This is a genomic window from Aureivirga marina (assembly GCF_015767265.1).
In the GTDB taxonomy this organism is placed as follows: Bacteria; Bacteroidota; Bacteroidia; order Flavobacteriales; family Flavobacteriaceae; genus Aureivirga; species Aureivirga marina.
The window spans coordinates 1-17,872 of record NZ_JADPIB010000004.1; the positions used below are offsets into that span (position 1 = coordinate 1).

A 17,872-nucleotide genomic window follows, 5' to 3' on the forward strand; every position below is an offset into this window, starting at 1 on the left:
AACAGTTGTGGAAGATACACTTTCGGATGATCCAGAAACGGCAGCAGATAATGATGAGACGATTACTGCTTTAAATCAAACTGGAACAATTGAACTTACAACAAATGATTCATTAGATTTAGGTGCAGATGGAATTTTAAATGCTGGTGATGTAATTACTTATACAATTGAAGTTACAAACACAGGAAATACAACATTGAGTAATATTTCAGTTACAGATTCAGGAATTGATTTTGGAGGGAATCCAACAACAGCTTCTTCGTTAAATGTAGGAGCAACAGAAACTTTCACAGGAACTTATGTTTTAACTCAAGCAGATATTGACAGTGGAAGTTATTCGGTGCAATCATCAGTTACATCAATGCTTCCTGATGGAACAACTGTTGTGGAAGATACACTTTCAGATGATCCAGAAACGGCGGTGGATAATGATGAGACGATTACTCTTTTACATCAAATTCCAGGAATAGAAGCAACAAAAATTGTGAATGATATTGATGATAATGGTGATGGAATTTTAAATGCAGGAGATGTAATTACATATAATATCACAATTAAAAATACTGGAAATGTAACTTTAACAAATGTTACACCTATTGATATTATTGAAAACTTCAATGGAGATACATCTACTTTATCTATCAATTTTGTATTGGCAAATCAATTAAGTCCAGAAGGAACATTGAAAGTAGATGAAGTTGCTTTTTATAATGTAAGTTATGTAATCACACAAGCAGATGTTGATGCTGGAGGAATCAGAAATAGTGTTACTGTAACAGCTGACAGTCCGACTGGTGAGGAAATTTCGGATGTGAGTGATGATAATGATGATACAGATGGAAATACAGAAGATGATAAAACGGAAACTGTAATTCCTGATACTTCAACAACTGGATCACCAAGTTTAGATGTTGTGAAAACAGCAACTGTACAAGATAATGGAGATGGTGAATTAGGAGTTGGTGATGTTGTAACTTATACAATTACAATTGAAAATATTGGAAATGTTACTTTATCAAATATGGTTTTAGAAGATATTTTCCAAAATATTAATGATGAAGCATTAGAATTAACTACAGGTCCTACTTTCGAAGGAGGTTCTTTAGGAAGTTCTGAAGGAGCTGTTCAAGTTGGGGAAATTATCACTTATATAGCAACATATATAATCACTCAGGCAGATGTAGATGCTGGAGGAATTAAAAATATTGCAATTGTTGATGCGATTACTCCAGGTGGTTTAGAAGTTACAGATACAAGTGATGATGGAAATGATACAGATGGAAATGAAGATGATGATCCAACTGAAATTATTTTTGATGCTTTATTTGAAGTTTCTGTTCTTAAAGAAGTAGATAATCCTACACCAATTGTTGATAATAATGTGATTTTTACAATTTATTTAATGAATGAAGGAGATGTTACAGCTAGTAATATCAAGATTTCTGAAGAAATTCCTTCTGGTTATGAATTTGTAAGCGCGCAATCAAGCATAGGTGAATATTCCGCATCTTTAGGAATTTGGACAGTAGATTTATTACCGATTGAAGCAGTAGAAACTTTAGAAATTGAAGTAAAAGTTCTTGGAGATGGTGATTACGAAAATATAGTTACAATTACTGAGTTTGAAGGTGGAATAGATGCAAATGAGAAAAATAATACAGCATCTGCTATTACAGAGCCTTCATGTCTGACAATATATAACGAGTTCTCTCCAAATGGAGATCAAATTAACGATACATTTATTATTGATTGTATAGAAAGATATCCTAATAATAGGCTAGAAGTTTATAATCGTTGGGGAACCATGGTTTATAAAAAAGATGGCTATTTAAATGAATGGGATGGAACTTCTGATGCAAGTGCAACAGTCAAAGAATCAGATGGGTTACCAATTGGAACTTATTATTATATTTTGAATTTAAATGATGGAACAGAGCCAATTAAAGGATGGTTATATATTAACAGATAAAAATTGATACGCTTTGAAAACAATGAATTATATAAAAAAGAAATCATCCTTTTTAAAATTAATTGGATGTTTAATCATAACAATTTTTGGAAATACCAAAATTGGATATGCACAGCAAGAGCCTCAGTATACACAATATATGTATAATACAATGGCAATAAATCCAGCTTATGCTGGACAAAGAGATGTGTTAAGTATTACAGGTTTATATCGATCACAATGGGTCGGTATATCTGGTGCTCCTGAAACACAATCTTTCGGAATTCATTCGCCTTTAAGAAATGAAAATATAGGTTTAGGTCTTACAGTTGTAAATGATAAACTTGGGCCAGCAAATGAATTATATGTGAATGCAAATTTTTCTTATTCGATAAAATTAAATGAAAGAAATTTAAAATTGTCTTTTGGAGTAAAAGGAGGTTTTAATCATTTAAAAACAGATTGGAGCAAAGGAAAATTTAAAAATCCAGATTTACTTTATAATGAAAATATTAGTCAGTTTTCACCAACAATTGGAGCTGGATTATATTTACATAATAAGAAATGGTATGTAGGATTATCTGTTCCGAGTTTCTTGACGACAAAGCATTTTAGAGAAAATGAATATGCAATCGGAAAAGAAAGATTACACTATTATTTAATTGGAGGATATGTGTTTGATTTAAGTGAAAATTTAAAATTCAAGCCAACTGTTTTTGGAAAAGCTGTTGCAGGTTCTCCTTTAACTGTTGATGTTTCTGCAAATTTTTTAATCTATGAAAAGTTTACAGCAGGAATAGCATATCGTTGGGATGATTCTGTAAGTGGATTATTAGGTTTTCAAGTTTCTAAAGATATTTTCATAGGTTACGCTTATGATTATTCTACTACAGATTTACAAGATTATAATGATGGAAGTCATGAAGTCATTTTACGCTTAGAATTCAGAAAACATACACCTTATTTATCACCTAGATTCTTTTAAAATTTTACAAAATGAAAATCAAAAATATACTGATCATATCATTTGCATTTTTCTTTTCTGTGTCCATTTTTGCACAGAAAGGAAAAATGAAAAAAGGAATAAAAAAGTATGAAAACCTAGCTTATATTGATGCAAGTGAAAAACTTTTAGCAGCAGTTGAAGCTGGAGAAAAATCACCAGAAGTTTATCAAAAATTAGGAAATACTTATTATTTCAATAATAAAATGGAAGATGCTGTAAAATGGTATTCTGAATTATTTTCTTTAGGAGAAAAAGTTGATTCTGAATATTATTACAGAATTTCACAAGCTTATAAATATCTTGGAAAATATAAAGATTCAGATACTTGGATGCAAAAGTTTGTAGCTGAAAATCCATCTGATTCAAGAGCAAAATTATATGAAAAACAACAAGATTATTTAATAAATATTGATGATTTTTCGAAAGAAATTAAATTGAAAAATGTTGTGTTTAACAGTGAGAAATCAGATTTTGGAGCAACACTTTTTGAAGGAAAAATCTACTTTGCATCGAATAAAAAAGATGGAGATAAATACAAATGGAATGAAGAACCATTTTTAGATATTTATGTAACAGATTCTAGTTTTATTCAAACAGAAAGTTTCGATAAAAAATTGAATTCAAAACTTCATGAATCGTCTATTGTTTTTACACCAAATGGGGAAATTGCTTTTTTTACAAGAAATAATTATGTAGAAAATAAAGAACATACAGATTCTGTTGGTGTCAATCGTTTACAACTTTTACGAGTGCGAAAAGACGCGGAAGGAAATTGGGGAAAAGCTGAATTAGTTTCTATTAATAATGAAAATTATAGTATTGCACATCCAACTATAAATAAAGCTGGAACTAATTTATATTTCGCTTCAGATATGCCAGGAACACATGGTAAATCTGATATTTTTGTTTCTACAATTGATGTAGAAGGAACTCTTGGAACTCCAAAAAATTTGGGAGAATTAATTAATACAGAAGGACAAGAAACGTTTCCTTTTATCAATGAAAAAGGAGATTTGTTTTTCTCTTCCAATGGACAAGTTGGTTTAGGAGGTTTGGACGTTTTTGTAGTTCGTGAATTGGAATTTACAAAACCTTTAGAAGAACCGCTTTATGTGGAAAATATGGGAATGCCAATCAATAGTTCTAATGATGATTTTGCTTATGCTGAATATTTAAGTAAAAAGAGAAAAGGATTTGTTTCTTCAAACAGAGAAGGCGGAAAAGGAAATGATGATATTTATAGCTTTATCGTTCCAAAATGTTATCAAATTATTGATGGAATTGTAAAAAATCGTCAAACCGATCAAATTTTAATTGGAGCAAAAGTTGCTTTAAAAAATAAAAAAGATAGAAATGATCATTATGAGATGATTTCTAAAAATGATGGAACTTTTTCTTTTAAAGTTGGTTGTGAAAAAACTTTTAGAGCTTTTGGAACAAAGGAAGATTTTACACCAGATAAAGAAGATATTTTTATTCCAAGAAGAAAAAAGAAGAATTTTATCACATTACGATTAAATCCAATGCCTAAAAAAGAAGAAATTATTTTAGTGGATACAAAAGGTGAAGAACAAATTGTAGATGTGGATTTAAATGAATTTCAGAAAGGACAAAATTTACGTGAATTGTTAGGATTAAAACCAATTCGATTTGATTATAATAAATCTTCAATACGTAAAGATTCAAAAGAAGAATTATTAAAGATTATTCAAGTTTTAAAGAAATATCCAAAGATGAAAATTGACATTCAATCGCATACGGATGCGAGAGGAAGAGCTTCTTATAATTTAAAACTTTCTAAAGCAAGAAATAAATCTACTGTAGATTTTATCATCAAAGAAGGAGGAATTGATCCAGAAAGAATTTCAGGTCAAGGATTTGGAGAAACGAAAATTTTAAACAAATGTAAAGATGGTGTAAAATGTACAGATGCTGAACATGAAGAAAATAGAAGAAGTGATTTTATTATTTTAGAAAACTAACTAGAAATTTTCATATTCAATTTAAAACCTATGTCAATTTAGATATAGGTTTTTTTTGTGGAATTAATTTTTTTGCTGAAAATAGTCTACATTTATACACGCTTACAAAACGAAAAAAGATGAACTATATATTATTTGATGGAGCAGTAAGAAATAGTCTGTTGCCATTTACATATACAAGACCAGTTGCAGATATTCGCGTGGGAATTCTTACAATTCGTGAGAAATGGGAAAAGTATCTTGGATTCACAACAACTACAATTACTGAAGAATATTTAGAAGAAAAATTTCCGATGATTGAAGCAGAAAAAAATATCATGATTGATGCTTCGGTTTTGCCTTCGGAAGAATTAGTTTCTGTAATTAAAGATTTGAAAGAAAATCAATGTGTTGTTTATAAAGAAGAAATTATTGCTTTTTTTACAACAGAAAATCAAGAAGAAGTTGATTTTGATGCATATGATGTAATTGAATTTACAGAAGAAATTATGCAAATTCAAAATACTTGGGATATTTTCGCAAAAAATGGAGAAGCAATTCAAGCAGATTTTGATTTATTGACAGAAGGAAGAGTTTCACAGCCAATTTCTCCAACAAATAATGTATTACATCCAGAAAATATTTTTATTGAAGAAGGTGCAAAAATAGAATTTGCAACATTAAATGCTTCTACAGGACCAATTTATATTGGAAAAGAAGCAGAAATTATGGAAGGAAGTTTGGTTCGTGGACCTTTAGCACTTTGTGATCATTCTGTTTTAAAACTTGGAGCAAAAATTTATGGACCTTCGACTTTCGGACCTTATTGTAAAGTGGGAGGAGAAGTAAATAATTCAGTGTTATTTGGTTATTCAAATAAAGGACATGATGGTTTCTTAGGAAATTCAGTTCTTGGAGAATGGTGTAATATTGGAGCAGATTCTAATAATTCAAATCTGAAGAATAATTATGCAGAAGTTCGTCTTTGGAATTATGAAACAGAAAATTTTGCAAAAACTGGATTGCAATTTTGTGGTTTAATGATGGGAGATCATTCTAAATGTGGAATTAATACAATGTTTAATACAGGAACAGTTGTAGGAGTTAGCGCAAATGTTTTTGGAAGTAATTTCCCTAGAAATTTTATTCCGTCATTTAGTTGGGGAGGAGCTTCAAAAATGATTACTTATCAAATGCGAAAAGTAAATGAAGTTGCTGAAAAAGTTATGGCAAGAAGAAATATGGTTTATGATGAAGTGGAACAACGAATTTTAGAACATATTTTTGAAGAAACAAAAAAATATAGAAAAGACTAAATTATACAGAGCGATAACATTTTGTTGTCGCTTTTTTTATGATTATTTTTAGTAGAACATATGTAGAATAATCTGAAATTTGTATAAAGAGATTCATTTTGTATTCTTTTTTAAAAATGAAATCACAAAAAGATAATTTTAAACTAAACCAGAATTGACCATGAAATTTGAAACGATTAATCCAGAAAACCAAGAAGTAATTCAAGAATATACCTATCTGACTTTAGAACAATTGCATGAAAAATTAGATTTATCAAAACATGCATTTACTTATTGGAAAACGGAATCTTTAGAAGCAAGAAAGTTTCTGATTAATAATGTAAAAGAATTGTTGATTACAAAGAAATTAGATTATGCAAATGTAATTACGACAGAAATGGGAAAACCAATTTCTCAGTCGATTGCAGAAATTGAAAAATGTGCTGCACTTTGTGATTATTATATTGGAATTGTTGATGAAAGTTTGGCTCATAGAGAATTTCATACAGAATTTAAAAAGAGTTATGTTCGATATGATCCAATCGGTGCAGTTTTCGGAATTATGCCTTGGAATTTTCCATTTTGGCAGGTTTTCAGATATGTGATTCCAAATATTTTAGTTGGAAATGTAGTTTTATTAAAACATGCACAAATAACAACAGGATGTTCTTTAAAAATGCAAGAATTATTTGAAGAAGCAGAATTGCCAAAAGGAGTTTTTCAAGCATTGGTTTTAGATAAAAAACATACAGAAGAAGTAATTAAAAACTCGATTGTTGCAGGAGTAACTTTAACTGGAAGTGAACCAGCAGGAAGAATTGTTGCTTCTTTAGCAGGAAAATATTTAAAGAAAAGTGTTTTAGAATTAGGAGGAAGTGATCCTTTTTTAGTTTGTAAAGATGCGGATATTGTCAAAGCTGCAAAAAATGCTGTTTTTTCAAGATTGATTAATACAGGACAAACATGTATTTCTGCAAAACGATTTATTGTAGAAAAAGAAGTGTCAGAGAAATTTATTACGGCTGCAATTTTAGAAATTGAAAGAATTAAAAGCGGTTCTCTTTTAGATGAAAATACACAAATTGGTTTTATGGCTAGAGAAGATTTAGCAGATACTTTAGAAAAACAATTGGAAGATTTAGAAAGATCTGGAGGAGAAATTTTAGTAGGAGGAGATCGTGATGGAAATTTCTTTTCACCTTCGTTAGTGAAAGTAGATAAAGAAAATACATATGCAAATTATGAAGAACTTTTTGGGCCAATTGGAGTTGTAACTGTGGTAGATTCGGAAGAAGAAATGATTTCAATTGCAAATAATACACCTTTTGGTTTGGGAGCAGCAGTTTGGTCAGAGAATATTGAAAAAGCAGAAGAAATCGCTGGGAAAATCGAAGCTGGATGTGTTGCAATTAATGATTTTGTGAAATCAGATCCACGTTTTCCTTTTGGTGGAGTGAAGAACTCTGGTTATGGAAGAGAACTTTCTTCAAATGCTTTACATGAATTTGTGAATATTAAAACAGTATATGTGAAATAAGATTTTATTTCTCTTAAATATAATTTTAAACCAGTATTTTATTTAAAGTACTGGTTTTTTGTTTTTTATAGAAATGTTTATATGATAAATCTTTAGATTATAATGAGTTAATTAATTTGTATATAAATCATATAGAAAAAAATGGATTAAATTTTTCAATTCATTTTACAATAAAATTGAGAAACTATAAGCATCGTTGGTTTTTATAAACATATAGAGAAAATATGAATTTTGATAATAAAGGTGTATATGGAAGAAAATAATTTGATTAAATTCTAATTTAGAATAATTCTTAGTTGTTGTTTAGGAATATTTATGAAAATTAAACAATTGAATAGTAGTTTGTTAAGTGTTTTTTATTCTGTTTTTTATTAATTTTACATTTTCTTATAAGAAATTAGTTCTTATAACATGATAAATATCAGTTTTTTGAAAAATTGTGCAATTTACTTTTGTAAAGTGTTCAAAATGTAATTACATAAAGAAAATTTAATTCAAACCAAAACCAAGAAGAATGTTAAGAAAATCACTTTCAATCCTAGCAATTGGACTTTTTGTTATTTCTTGTGGAAATGATAAAAAAGAGGAGAAAACTACTCCAGCAACAGAGCCAGCAAAAACAGAAGCTGTAGAGGAGAAAAAAGAAGAGCCTAAAAAAGAAGAGGCTGCTCCAGCTGAAACTACAGAAGCTGCGGATGCAACTCAAGAAGGAGATATTGCAGCAGGAAAAGCTTTATTCTCTAAAAAAGCATGTAATGCATGTCACCAAGAGCAAAACAAACTTGTAGGTCCAGCGTTAAAAGATATCGCTAAGATTTATAATGAGCAAAATGCAGATATGGTTACATTTTTAAAAGGAAACGGAAAAGCGATTGTAGATACAGATCCAGGTCAGGTTGCTGTGATGCAAGCAAACTTTGCTGTAACAAAAACTTTATCTGATAAAGAATTAGCAGATATCTCTACTTATATTAAAAGTGTAAAATAAAGCACTTTATTTTAAAAAAAATAGGCATCTCTTTTAAATAGGGATGCTTTTTTTATTAGAAATGTAGTACCTTTGCCGAATGGGAAGAAAGAAGAAGAATTATATATTCGAAAATATAGAAGTAATTGATGCAGGAGCACGTGGAAAAAGTGTTGCAAAAGCTCCTGACGGAAGAGTGATTTTTTTGACAAATACAGTTCCTGGTGATGTTGTTGACATTCAGACAGGACGAAAAAGAAAAGCTTATTTTGAAGGAAAGGCGATTAAATTTCATAAACTTTCTGAAAAAAGAGCAACTCCAGTTTGTAAGCACTTTGAATATTGTGGTGGATGCAAATGGCAACACATGGATTATCCATATCAATTAGAATACAAGGAAAAAGAAGTTATAAATAATTTAACTAGAATTGGACATTTAGATTTACCAGAAGTTACGCCAATTTTAGGATGTAAAACGATTTATAACTACAGAAATAAGATGGAATTTTCTTTCTCAAGTTCACGTTGGTTGACTTTTGAAGAAATTGAATCTAAAGAAGAGGTTTCGAATAGAAATGCTTGTGGTTTTCATATTTCAGGAATGTGGGACAAAATTTTGGATATTGATGAGTGTCATTTACAAGAAGATCCATCAAATGAGATTCGAAATTTCATCAAGAATTATGGAATTGAAAATGAAATTGAATTCTTTAATCCAAGAGAACATACAGGAATGCTTCGTACAATGATGCTTCGTATTGCTTCTACTGGAGAAATTATGTTAGTAATTCAATTCTATCAAGAAGACAAAGAAAAAAGAGAAGCTTTATTAGAGGCAGTTTTAAATAAATTTCCTCAAATAACTTCTTTACAATATGTGATTAATGGAAAAGCAAATGATACACTTTACGATCAAGATATTATTCTTTACCATGGAAGAGATCATATTTTTGAAGAGATGGAAGGTTTAAAATTTAAAATTGGACCAAAATCTTTTTACCAAACGAATTCTGAACAAGCGTATGAATTGTATAAAATTACAAGAGATTTCGCAGGTTTATCGGGAGAAGAATTAGTCTATGATTTATATACTGGAACGGGAACAATTGCACAGTTTGTTTCTAAAAAAGCAAAGAAAGTAATTGGTGTAGAAGCAGTTCCAGAAGCAATTGAAGATGCGAAATTAAATGCAGAAATCAATAAAATTGATAATGTTGCGTTTTTTGCAGGTGATATGAAAGACGTTTTTAATGATACATTTATTGCTACACATGGACATCCAGATGTTATTATTACAGATCCGCCAAGAGATGGAATGCATAAAAATGTAGTTGCTAAAATCTTAGAAATTGCTCCAAAAAGAGTGGTTTATGTTAGTTGTAATTCTGCAACACAAGCAAGAGATTTAGCATTGATGAATGAACAATATAAGATTATTAAAACACAAGCAGTTGACATGTTCCCGCAAACGCATCATGTGGAAAATGTGGTTTTATTAGAGAAAAGATAAAATTTTCGGAATCTTTTAATAAATGGCGATTTAAGTCGTAAATTGCAGCTTGTTAATTAAATACTATTTTATGAAAAAATACATATTCATCTTTTTATCACTTATTACAATTTTTATATCATGTGATAGAGATGATATTTGTACAGATGCAACAACACCAAGGCTGATTATTCAGTTTTATAATAATATAGATAGAACAGAAAAGAAGCAGGTTACTAATTTTTATATTTGGGCTCAAGACAGAGATAGTTTGCCTGATTATTTTGGAGTAAATACGGATTCGATTGCGATTCCTTTAGATGTTACAGAGGATTTTACAAACTATTTACTTTCAAATAATGAATTAGTGGACAATGTGAATTTGACATATAACAGAGCAGATGTATTTGTATCTCGTTCTTGTGGATATAAAACCATTTTTGATGAATTGGAAATTCCGAATTTTTCAACAGAATGGATTAAAGAAATTGAAATTTTAAATAATAATGTAGAAGATGAATCTGAGACACATATTAACATTTATCATTAGTAGTAGTTTATTTCTTTTATCTTTTACAGCTTTTTCTCAAGAAGAAAATTCGAATTCGAAATCGGATACTTTAGATATTGAGCAAAAATACGGAATTCGTGTTGGACTTGATATAAGTAAACCAATTATCACAATGTTTAATGCAGATAAAAAAGGGTTACAAGTAGTTGCAGATTATCGAATTAGACCAAATTTGTATATCGCAGGAGAATTTGGTTATGATGATCATACAAGAGAAGAAGATTATTTAAACTTTACAACAAAAGGATTTTACGGAACAATTGGTTTAAATTATAATGTTTATGAAAATTGGTTAGACATGAATAATGAAATATTTTTCGGATTTCGTTATGGATATGCTCGATTTTCTCAAACACTAAATAGTTATACAGTTTATCAATTTGGAGAATATTTTCCAGAAGAAACCGTAACAAATCCGATTGAATTTGACAATTTAGATGCGCACTGGGGTGCTTTAGTAGCAGGAATAAAAGTGGAAACATTTAATAATTTATTCCTTGGAGCAAGTGTAAGTGTGGAAAAATTATTTTCAAGTAAACAACCAGAAAATTTTAGGAATTTATTTATTCCTGGGTTTGAAAGAGTTTACGCGAATGATACAGGAATTACTTTTAATTATACAATTTCTTATGTAATTCCATTTTACAAAAAGAGAAAATAAACAACAAACATAATAAGAGATGAAGAATATACCTAGCGTAGATTTATCTGATTTTTTATCAGGAGATGAAGAGAGAAAGCAAAAGTTTGTAAAAGAGATTGGACAAGCTTATGAAGAAATTGGTTTCGTTGCTTTAAGAGGACACTTCTTATCAGACGAACTTTCTGAGAAACTGTACGACAAGATTAAAGCTTTTTACAACTTGCCTACAGATGTTAAAAAATCATACGAGATTGAAGGAATTGGAGGACAAAGAGGGTATACTTCTTTTGGAAAAGAGAGTGCAAAGGGCTTTGATGAAGGAGATTTAAAAGAGTTCTGGCATTTTGGACAAGAAGTAGATGATGACGATGAGTTAAAAGCTCAGTACCCTGACAATGTTATTGTAAAAGAAGTAGAAGGTTTTAATGAAACAGGAAATGAAGTTTATAAGCAATTAGAAAAAACTGCTACTTATGTTTTAAGAGCTTTAGCTTTATATGTTGGATTAGAAGAAACGTATTTTGACAAATTCGTTCATAACGGAAATAGTATTTTACGTCCAATTCACTATCCACCAATTACTTCTGAACCTAAAAATGCAGTTCGTGCTGCAGAGCATGGAGACATCAACTTAATTACTTTATTAATGGGTGCTTCAGCTGCTGGATTACAAGTTCAAAACAAACAAGGTGAATGGATTTCTGTAACAGCTTTACCAGAGCAGTTAGTAATTAATGTTGGTGATATGTTACAAAGATTAACAAACAACAAATTACGTTCTACAATTCACCGAGTTGTAAATCCACCAAGAGAAGAGTGGGGAGAATCAAGATTCTCAATTCCTTTCTTTACACACCCAAAAAGCGATATGCCTTTAAATTGTTTAGAGAATTGTATCGATGAAAAACACCCTAAATTATACGAAGATTGCACAGCAGGAGAATTCTTGAATGAGCGTCTTAGAGAATTAGGATTAATGTAGAATAATGAATAAGACAGTTATTTCAACATTCACATTTGGAATATTACTATTAGTTATCGGAGCTGTTTCTCAATTTTTTGATTGGAAGCAAGCTCCAATGCTAATGGGGCTAGGAGTATTGTTTGAAACTTTGGCAGTACTTATATTTGCTTATAATAAAATTAAAAATAAATGAGTGAAGCTAGTCCATCAAAGTTAGTACTTCTTAGTATTGCTATTGGTATCGGAGCTATGAAAATAAAAGAATATTGTTTGTTCTGTTACATTGGTCTTTTATTTATAGGTTTTGGAATTTTAGTATATGCTGCCATAAAACACTTTAGATATAAATTATGGGAAAAAAAGAGAAAAAGATAAACGATTTATCTGCTCTTGGAGGTTTTGTTTTTTCAACAAATGACGATTTCGAATTAGAATCTGATGAGGTTGTAGAAACTTTAGCTCCAAAAGATCAAAAACTGGAAGCTGTTTTTTCTAACAAAGGAAGAGGAGGAAAAACAGTTACAATCATTAGAGGTTTCATAGGTTCTGAGGAAGATCTGAAAGCATTAGCAAAACTCCTAAAAACAAAATGTGGAGTTGGAGGAAGTGTGAAAGAGGAAGAAATTATTATTCAAGGAAATTATCGTGATAAAATAATGGAAATCCTTAAAAAAGAAGGATATAATGTAAAAAGAGTGGGGGGGTAATTTTAACAAGGAACTAACTTTATTAATTAGTGTTTAAAATGATTAATTAGTAATTTGAGCCATGTTATTCTTAAACTACCTACAGAATATAGTAACCTAAACGAGTTAAACATGAGAAGGATTGCAGAATCAGAATTAATAATCAATCCAAATGGAAGTATTTACCATTTGAATTTAAGACCAGAAGATATTGCAACAGATATTATTTTAGTTGGAGACCAACACAGAGTTCCAATCGTTGCAGAACACTTTGATTCTATTGAGGAGGATATTCAAAAAAGAGAATTTAGAACAATTACAGGAACTTATAGAGGGAAACGTTTCTCTGTAGTTTCAACAGGAATTGGACCAGATAACATTGATATTGTTATTAATGAATTAGACGCTCTTGTTAACATTGATTTTGAAACAAGAACAGTTAAAGATAAAATTACTTCATTAAATTTTGTACGTATCGGAACTTCAGGTTCTTTACAAGCAGATATTCCTGTAGATTCATTCGTTTTAGGTAGATATGGTTTAGGAATGGATGGAATGATTCATTCTTACGATGCAGAACATATTCTTGAAAAAGATATTGAAGATGCTTTTATTGCGCATACAAATTGGAGCCCAAGAAAAGCTAGACCATATATTGTAAAAAATAGTGATAAGTTAGAAGCAAAACTTTCTAGTGATCAAACTTTTGAAGGAATTACTGGAACTGCTGGAGGTTTCTATGGACCTCAAGGAAGAATTCTTAGACTTGCTATTCAAGATAATGATTTAAATAGAAAAATGGATTGTTTTGAATATGAAGGAACAAGAATTACAAATCTTGAAATGGAAACTTCAGCAATTTATGGATTGGCAAAATTACTAGGTCACAACGCTTGTTCTATGAATGCAATTATTGCAAACAGAGCAAATGGAACTTTTAGTAAAAATCCATATAAAACTGTGGAAGATGTTATCAAATATACATTGGACAGATTAGCTGAATAATTTGAATAAAATTACATTTGAAAGCTTTCTTTTTAGAAAGCTTTTTTATTTTTGACTATAATTTTATCAGATGAAAACAATACATATAGGAGGTGTTCCCGAACATTTTAATCTTCCTTGGCATTTAGCTCTTGAAGAAAAGCTTTTTGAAAAAGAAAACATAAATCTTATTTGGAAAGATTTTCCAGGAGGAACAGGAGCGATGAATCAAGCATTAAGAAATGGAGAAATTGACATCGCAATTATTTTAACAGAAGGAATTATAAAAGATATTTCTCAGGGAAATCCTTCTAAAATTGTACAAACTTATATTGATTCTCCTTTAATTTGGGGAATTCACACGGCTGCAAATGCTTCTTTTGAAACGATTGATGATTTAAAAGGAAAAAAAGCTGCAATTAGTAGAATTGGCTCTGGTTCGCAATTAATGGCTAAAGTAAACGCTAAAAAACATAATTGGGAAACAGATAATTTATCATTTGAAATTGTTGGAAATTTACAAGGAGGAATAGATGCTTTAACAACTGGAAAAGCAGACTATTTTATGTGGGAACATTTTACTACTAAACCTTTAGTTGATAATGGAATTTTTAAAAGAGTAGGAGATTGTCCGACACCATGGCCTTGTTTCGTAATTGCTGTGCGTGAGGAAGTTTTACGTACAAATGAAGAAGAAATCAAATCTATTTTAAGAATAATTAATCAAAAAACACAAAATTTTGACACTTCTGAAAACAAGCAGAAATATGCAAAAATGTTTTCTGAAAGGTATGAACAGAAACTTGAGGATATTTTAAAGTGGTTAGAATTAACTAGATGGAATCAAGGAGAAATGTTAAATAAAAAAGATTTTGATAAAATTATATCACAATTACTAGAATACAACGTTATAGATAAAGAGTTAAAATTTTCAGATTTCACTAATTTATTATATCTTTGATACGGAAAAACTATCGAACATGAAAAAAATTATTTTTTTATTAGCAGTTGGCTTTGCTTTTTCATCATCATTAATCTCTTGTAAATCATCTCCAAAAAGCTGTGGATTAGCCTCTAAACAAGAAATTCACAAATTGGAAAAACAACTTGAAGAAACTGATACTGTGGTTGCAGAAGCCGAGTAACATATTTTAATATGAAGACATTAAAAAATCCACATAAAAATGTGGATTTTTTTATTCTTTCTTCCAAAGTGGAAGATTTAGTTTATTTTTCAACTTAAATGCATCATGTAACATCATTTCCTTATCTCCATGTTGCATTATATTCATTCTTTTTCCGTCTTTTAAAACGACATTTAATTCATAACATTTATACATTCCTGATTTTCTTACATCTAATTTTGGGACGATTTGTAATCCTTGAATTTCCGAAAAATTAATTTTTCTGTTTCCTATTAGACTTCTTTTGTTTAAATCAAATTTTTTTGAAGGAGTTAGAAACAAATAAACAAGGATTCCTGCCATCATAAGTAAACCTCCAGTGAAAACAAACTTTAGAAGAGCATTTCCAATAGAAAAAGGATTTTCTTTGACTATAAAATATTCATAGTAACCAAAAAATAAAGAATTCACACCGATAAAGAAAATAGTTAAATATAAAGTCTTTAAGACATATGTTCCACGAGTAATTATTTTATTACGATTTTTAAAATCTAGTTTTATTGTATATGTATTACTTTTTCCAATAGCAATTGGATTAGTATCTAAATGGTTTTCTGTTGGAATTTTATCAAATGTATATTGATTTAATAAATGTTTTAATCTGTGTTTTTTTCTTTTTAATAAAATAGAATTGATTAAAAAGAAAAAAACAAAAGTAATAACAATTCCAATAGCAACAGTTTTTTCTAAGCCTTCAATGTCTTTCCCTTCTAAAAAATTAAGAAATGAAAAAGACAAAAACAATATTTGAAAATATATCATTTTAAATCTAATATTATTCTGCTTTCCAAAGTGGAAGATTAAGTTTATTTTTTAATTTAAACGCATCATGTAACATCATTATTTCATCTCCATGTTGCATTACATTTGCTCTCTCTCCATTATTTAAAACGATATTTAATTCATAACATTTATACATTCCTGATTTTCTTGTACTAACTAATTTAGGAACGATTTGTAATCCTTGAATTTCCGATAAATTCACAGTATTCAGACTTATAAATCGCTGATTTTTTAAATCAAATATTCCTGTCGGATTTATAAAAAGAAAAATTGCAACAGCAATAATCATAAAAATTCCACCAGAAGTAAAGAATTCGGAGAATATACTTCCAATTGTAATAGGATTTCCTCTGACAACATAATGTTTGTAATAACTAAAAATAAGAGAATTTAATCCTAAAATAAACATAGCAACATACATAAATTTAATAAGATATGTTCCTCGAACAAACACATAATTTGATTTTTTAAAATCTAGTTTTGCTGTATAAGAATTACTTGTTGTTCCTGATGAAATTGGTGTAAAATCAATTAAATTATTATGATGATAATCCAAAGGTGGATGATCAAATTGAAATTGCTGTATTTTATTCTGAAGTCGCTTTTTTTTCTTTTTTGTATAAAAATAAGCTAATAAATAAGCAATTCCAGTCAAAATAAAAATTCCAATCATGATGCCATATTGCATGAAATTTATATTTGCACTACCCAAAGCAACACTAACAGTATTATATGTTGACTCAGAAATTTCGCCTAATTCATAGGCTGCTTTATTTTCATTTAATTTTGTTTGATTATTTCCAAACATTTTAAAAAAATTAAGGAAAGTAGGAGAAACTTGTGTAAATACGATGAGAAGGAAAATTCCTCCAAAAAGTAAAGTAATATTCTTTTTTTTCATTTTTTTCATTTTTGTTAATCAAATATAGAGAAAATTGAAAATACTGTATTTATAAAACACTATTTTCTTATTTTTATTAAATAATTAACTCTCTATTTTCAGTGTTACATAAAATGTAAATTTATATATGTATTTATATGAATAAAATATCTATTTTGAAATTTTATTAAAAAATACTTAATATTTTTTTTAAATTTTACTGCTTTCTAGAAATATGATGTATGGAAAATTCAATAAAATTTTGTTGATTTGTATTGAAAATCAAATTTAAAATTTAATAAAATCATGAAAAAATTAATTACTTCTATTGCTTGTGCAACTGCATTATTTTTCTCAGCTAACTCAAACGCTCAAGAAGTTGAATTCGGTGCAAAAGCAGGAATTAACTTTTCAAATGCATCAGGAGATATTAAAAATAATTCTGCAAAATTAGGATTCTATGTTGGAGGTCTTGCAGATATCAAAATTTCAGATAAATTCTCTATTCAACCAGAATTAGTATATTCTTTAGAAGGATATAATCTTGAAACATTAACTGTTGATGGAGCATCAATCACTACAGAAGATAAACCTTTAAATTTATCATATTTAAACGTAGCTGGAATGGCTAAATATTATATTACAGATGGGTTAAATGTAGAAGCTGGACCACAAATAGGTTTCTTATTAGGAGCAAGTTTTGATGGAGAATCTGAAATTAGTGGAGTAGAAATTAAGGATGGTTATAAATCAATTAATTTCGGATTAAACTTTGGAGCTGGATATGAATTAGAAAGCGGTTTAGGATTTAATGCTAGATACGCTCTAGGATTATCTTCTATTGCTGAAGATGTTGATGGTGAGAGTTTTTCTGAGAAAACAGCAACTTTTTCAATTGGAGTTTTCTATAAATTCAACAAATAAAAATTTATTTAAGATCATAAAAAAAACTCCTGATTTTTTCAGGAGTTTTT

General features: G+C 29.2%; 18 protein-coding genes. 16 read left to right on the top strand and 2 right to left on the bottom strand.

The window, feature by feature from the left end; translation table 11 throughout:
• The 15 genes from I1A51_RS09040 to I1A51_RS09110 form a co-directional block, all read left to right on the top strand.
• Window positions 1–1,969, top strand: a 1,969-nt coding sequence (locus I1A51_RS09040) for a DUF7507 domain-containing protein (RefSeq protein ID WP_196893193.1), incomplete at its 5' end; no start/stop codon positions are given.
• A 22-nt stretch (window positions 1,970–1,991) separates the two neighbouring features.
• The gene (locus I1A51_RS09045; RefSeq protein WP_196893194.1) at window positions 1,992–2,933 is read left to right on the top strand and encodes a PorP/SprF family type IX secretion system membrane protein; all 942 of its coding nucleotides are present in this window, start codon (window positions 1,992–1,994) and stop codon (window positions 2,931–2,933) included.
• Between the two features lie 86 nt (window positions 2,934–3,019).
• Entirely contained in the window at window positions 3,020–4,936 is a 1,917-nt protein-coding gene (locus tag I1A51_RS09050) for an OmpA family protein (protein WP_196893196.1), read from the top strand.
• Window positions 4,937–5,055: 119 nt separating this feature from the next.
• Window positions 5,056–6,231, top strand: a complete 1,176-nt coding sequence (locus tag I1A51_RS09055) for a GlmU family protein (protein WP_196893198.1) — start codon at window positions 5,056–5,058, stop codon at window positions 6,229–6,231.
• 160 nt (window positions 6,232–6,391) lie between these two features.
• Window positions 6,392–7,747, top strand: a complete 1,356-nt coding sequence (locus tag I1A51_RS09060) for an NAD-dependent succinate-semialdehyde dehydrogenase (protein WP_196893200.1) — start codon at window positions 6,392–6,394, stop codon at window positions 7,745–7,747.
• Between the two features lie 514 nt (window positions 7,748–8,261).
• On the top strand, window positions 8,262–8,735 hold the full coding sequence (locus I1A51_RS09065) for a c-type cytochrome (RefSeq protein ID WP_196893202.1): 474 nt from the start codon (window positions 8,262–8,264) through the stop codon (window positions 8,733–8,735).
• 79 nt (window positions 8,736–8,814) lie between these two features.
• Window positions 8,815–10,224 (top strand): 23S rRNA (uracil(1939)-C(5))-methyltransferase RlmD, encoded by a 1,410-nt coding sequence (gene rlmD, locus I1A51_RS09070; RefSeq protein WP_196893204.1) that lies wholly within the window; start codon window positions 8,815–8,817, stop codon window positions 10,222–10,224.
• 70 nt (window positions 10,225–10,294) lie between these two features.
• The gene (locus I1A51_RS09075) at window positions 10,295–10,753 is read left to right on the top strand and encodes a DUF6452 family protein (RefSeq protein WP_196893205.1); all 459 of its coding nucleotides are present in this window, start codon (window positions 10,295–10,297) and stop codon (window positions 10,751–10,753) included.
• Window positions 10,719–11,435 carry a DUF6048 family protein gene (locus I1A51_RS09080; protein ID WP_231374001.1) on the top strand — a complete coding sequence of 239 codons (717 nt, stop codon included), beginning with the start codon at window positions 10,719–10,721 and terminating at the stop codon, window positions 11,433–11,435. The genes I1A51_RS09075 and I1A51_RS09080 overlap by 35 nt, the downstream gene beginning before the upstream one ends.
• A 19-nt stretch (window positions 11,436–11,454) precedes the next feature.
• Window positions 11,455–12,399 (top strand): isopenicillin N synthase family dioxygenase, encoded by a 945-nt coding sequence (locus I1A51_RS09085; RefSeq protein ID WP_196893207.1) that lies wholly within the window; start codon window positions 11,455–11,457, stop codon window positions 12,397–12,399.
• 171 nt (window positions 12,400–12,570) lie between these two features.
• Entirely contained in the window at window positions 12,571–12,756 is a 186-nt protein-coding gene (locus I1A51_RS09090; RefSeq protein WP_196893208.1) for a hypothetical protein, read from the top strand.
• Entirely contained in the window at window positions 12,732–13,088 is a 357-nt protein-coding gene (locus I1A51_RS09095) for a translation initiation factor (protein WP_196893209.1), read from the top strand. The genes I1A51_RS09090 and I1A51_RS09095 overlap by 25 nt, the downstream gene beginning before the upstream one ends.
• A gap of 111 nt (window positions 13,089–13,199) precedes the next feature.
• Window positions 13,200–14,072, top strand: coding sequence for a nucleoside phosphorylase (locus I1A51_RS09100; protein ID WP_196893210.1), 873 nt, complete (start codon window positions 13,200–13,202; stop codon window positions 14,070–14,072).
• Between the two features lie 70 nt (window positions 14,073–14,142).
• A complete protein-coding gene (locus tag I1A51_RS09105; RefSeq protein WP_196893211.1) occupies window positions 14,143–15,012 on the top strand; it encodes a substrate-binding domain-containing protein in 870 nt (289 codons plus the stop codon).
• Window positions 15,013–15,031: 19 nt separating this feature from the next.
• Window positions 15,032–15,196, top strand: a complete 165-nt coding sequence (locus I1A51_RS09110; protein ID WP_196893212.1) for a hypothetical protein — start codon at window positions 15,032–15,034, stop codon at window positions 15,194–15,196.
• 51 nt (window positions 15,197–15,247) lie between these two features.
• Here the strand turns inward: I1A51_RS09110 and I1A51_RS09115 are convergent, their stop codons facing one another.
• Window positions 15,248–15,997 carry a hypothetical protein gene (locus I1A51_RS09115; protein WP_196893213.1) on the bottom strand — a complete coding sequence of 250 codons (750 nt, stop codon included), beginning with the start codon at window positions 15,995–15,997 and terminating at the stop codon, window positions 15,248–15,250.
• 13 nt (window positions 15,998–16,010) lie between these two features.
• Window positions 16,011–16,919 carry a hypothetical protein gene (locus I1A51_RS09120; RefSeq protein ID WP_196893214.1) on the bottom strand — a complete coding sequence of 303 codons (909 nt, stop codon included), beginning with the start codon at window positions 16,917–16,919 and terminating at the stop codon, window positions 16,011–16,013.
• A 285-nt stretch (window positions 16,920–17,204) separates the two neighbouring features.
• Here I1A51_RS09120 and I1A51_RS09125 point away from each other — a divergent pair, with 285 nt between their 5' ends.
• Window positions 17,205–17,822, top strand: coding sequence for a porin family protein (locus I1A51_RS09125; RefSeq protein WP_196893215.1), 618 nt, complete (start codon window positions 17,205–17,207; stop codon window positions 17,820–17,822).
• Window positions 17,823–17,872: the final 50 nt, after the last annotated feature.

Bases quoted from the DNA above. Each gene is read 5' to 3' on its own strand.
- I1A51_RS09125 (WP_196893215.1), top strand. From the start codon at position 17,205: ATGAAAAAATTAATTACTTCTATTGCTTGTGCAACTGCATTATTTTTC.
- I1A51_RS09085 (WP_196893207.1), top strand. From the start codon at position 11,455: ATGAAGAATATACCTAGCGTAGATTTATCTGATTTTTTATCAGGAGAT.
- I1A51_RS09060 (WP_196893200.1), top strand. From the start codon at position 6,392: ATGAAATTTGAAACGATTAATCCAGAAAACCAAGAAGTAATTCAAGAA.
- I1A51_RS09105 (WP_196893211.1), top strand. From the start codon at position 14,143: ATGAAAACAATACATATAGGAGGTGTTCCCGAACATTTTAATCTTCCT.
- I1A51_RS09090 (WP_196893208.1), top strand. From the start codon at position 12,571: ATGAGTGAAGCTAGTCCATCAAAGTTAGTACTTCTTAGTATTGCTATT.
- I1A51_RS09065 (WP_196893202.1), top strand. From the start codon at position 8,262: ATGTTAAGAAAATCACTTTCAATCCTAGCAATTGGACTTTTTGTTATT.
- I1A51_RS09055 (WP_196893198.1), top strand. From the start codon at position 5,056: ATGAACTATATATTATTTGATGGAGCAGTAAGAAATAGTCTGTTGCCA.
- I1A51_RS09095 (WP_196893209.1), top strand. From the start codon at position 12,732: ATGGGAAAAAAAGAGAAAAAGATAAACGATTTATCTGCTCTTGGAGGT.
- I1A51_RS09050 (WP_196893196.1), top strand. From the start codon at position 3,020: ATGAAAAAAGGAATAAAAAAGTATGAAAACCTAGCTTATATTGATGCA.
- rlmD (WP_196893204.1), top strand. From the start codon at position 8,815: ATGGGAAGAAAGAAGAAGAATTATATATTCGAAAATATAGAAGTAATT.
- I1A51_RS09115 (WP_196893213.1), bottom strand. From the start codon at position 15,997: ATGATATATTTTCAAATATTGTTTTTGTCTTTTTCATTTCTTAATTTT.
- I1A51_RS09110 (WP_196893212.1), top strand. From the start codon at position 15,032: ATGAAAAAAATTATTTTTTTATTAGCAGTTGGCTTTGCTTTTTCATCA.
- I1A51_RS09075 (WP_196893205.1), top strand. From the start codon at position 10,295: ATGAAAAAATACATATTCATCTTTTTATCACTTATTACAATTTTTATA.
- I1A51_RS09120 (WP_196893214.1), bottom strand. From the start codon at position 16,919: ATGAAAAAAAAGAATATTACTTTACTTTTTGGAGGAATTTTCCTTCTC.
- I1A51_RS09100 (WP_196893210.1), top strand. From the start codon at position 13,200: ATGAGAAGGATTGCAGAATCAGAATTAATAATCAATCCAAATGGAAGT.
- I1A51_RS09045 (WP_196893194.1), top strand. From the start codon at position 1,992: ATGAATTATATAAAAAAGAAATCATCCTTTTTAAAATTAATTGGATGT.
- I1A51_RS09080 (WP_231374001.1), top strand. From the start codon at position 10,719: ATGAATCTGAGACACATATTAACATTTATCATTAGTAGTAGTTTATTT.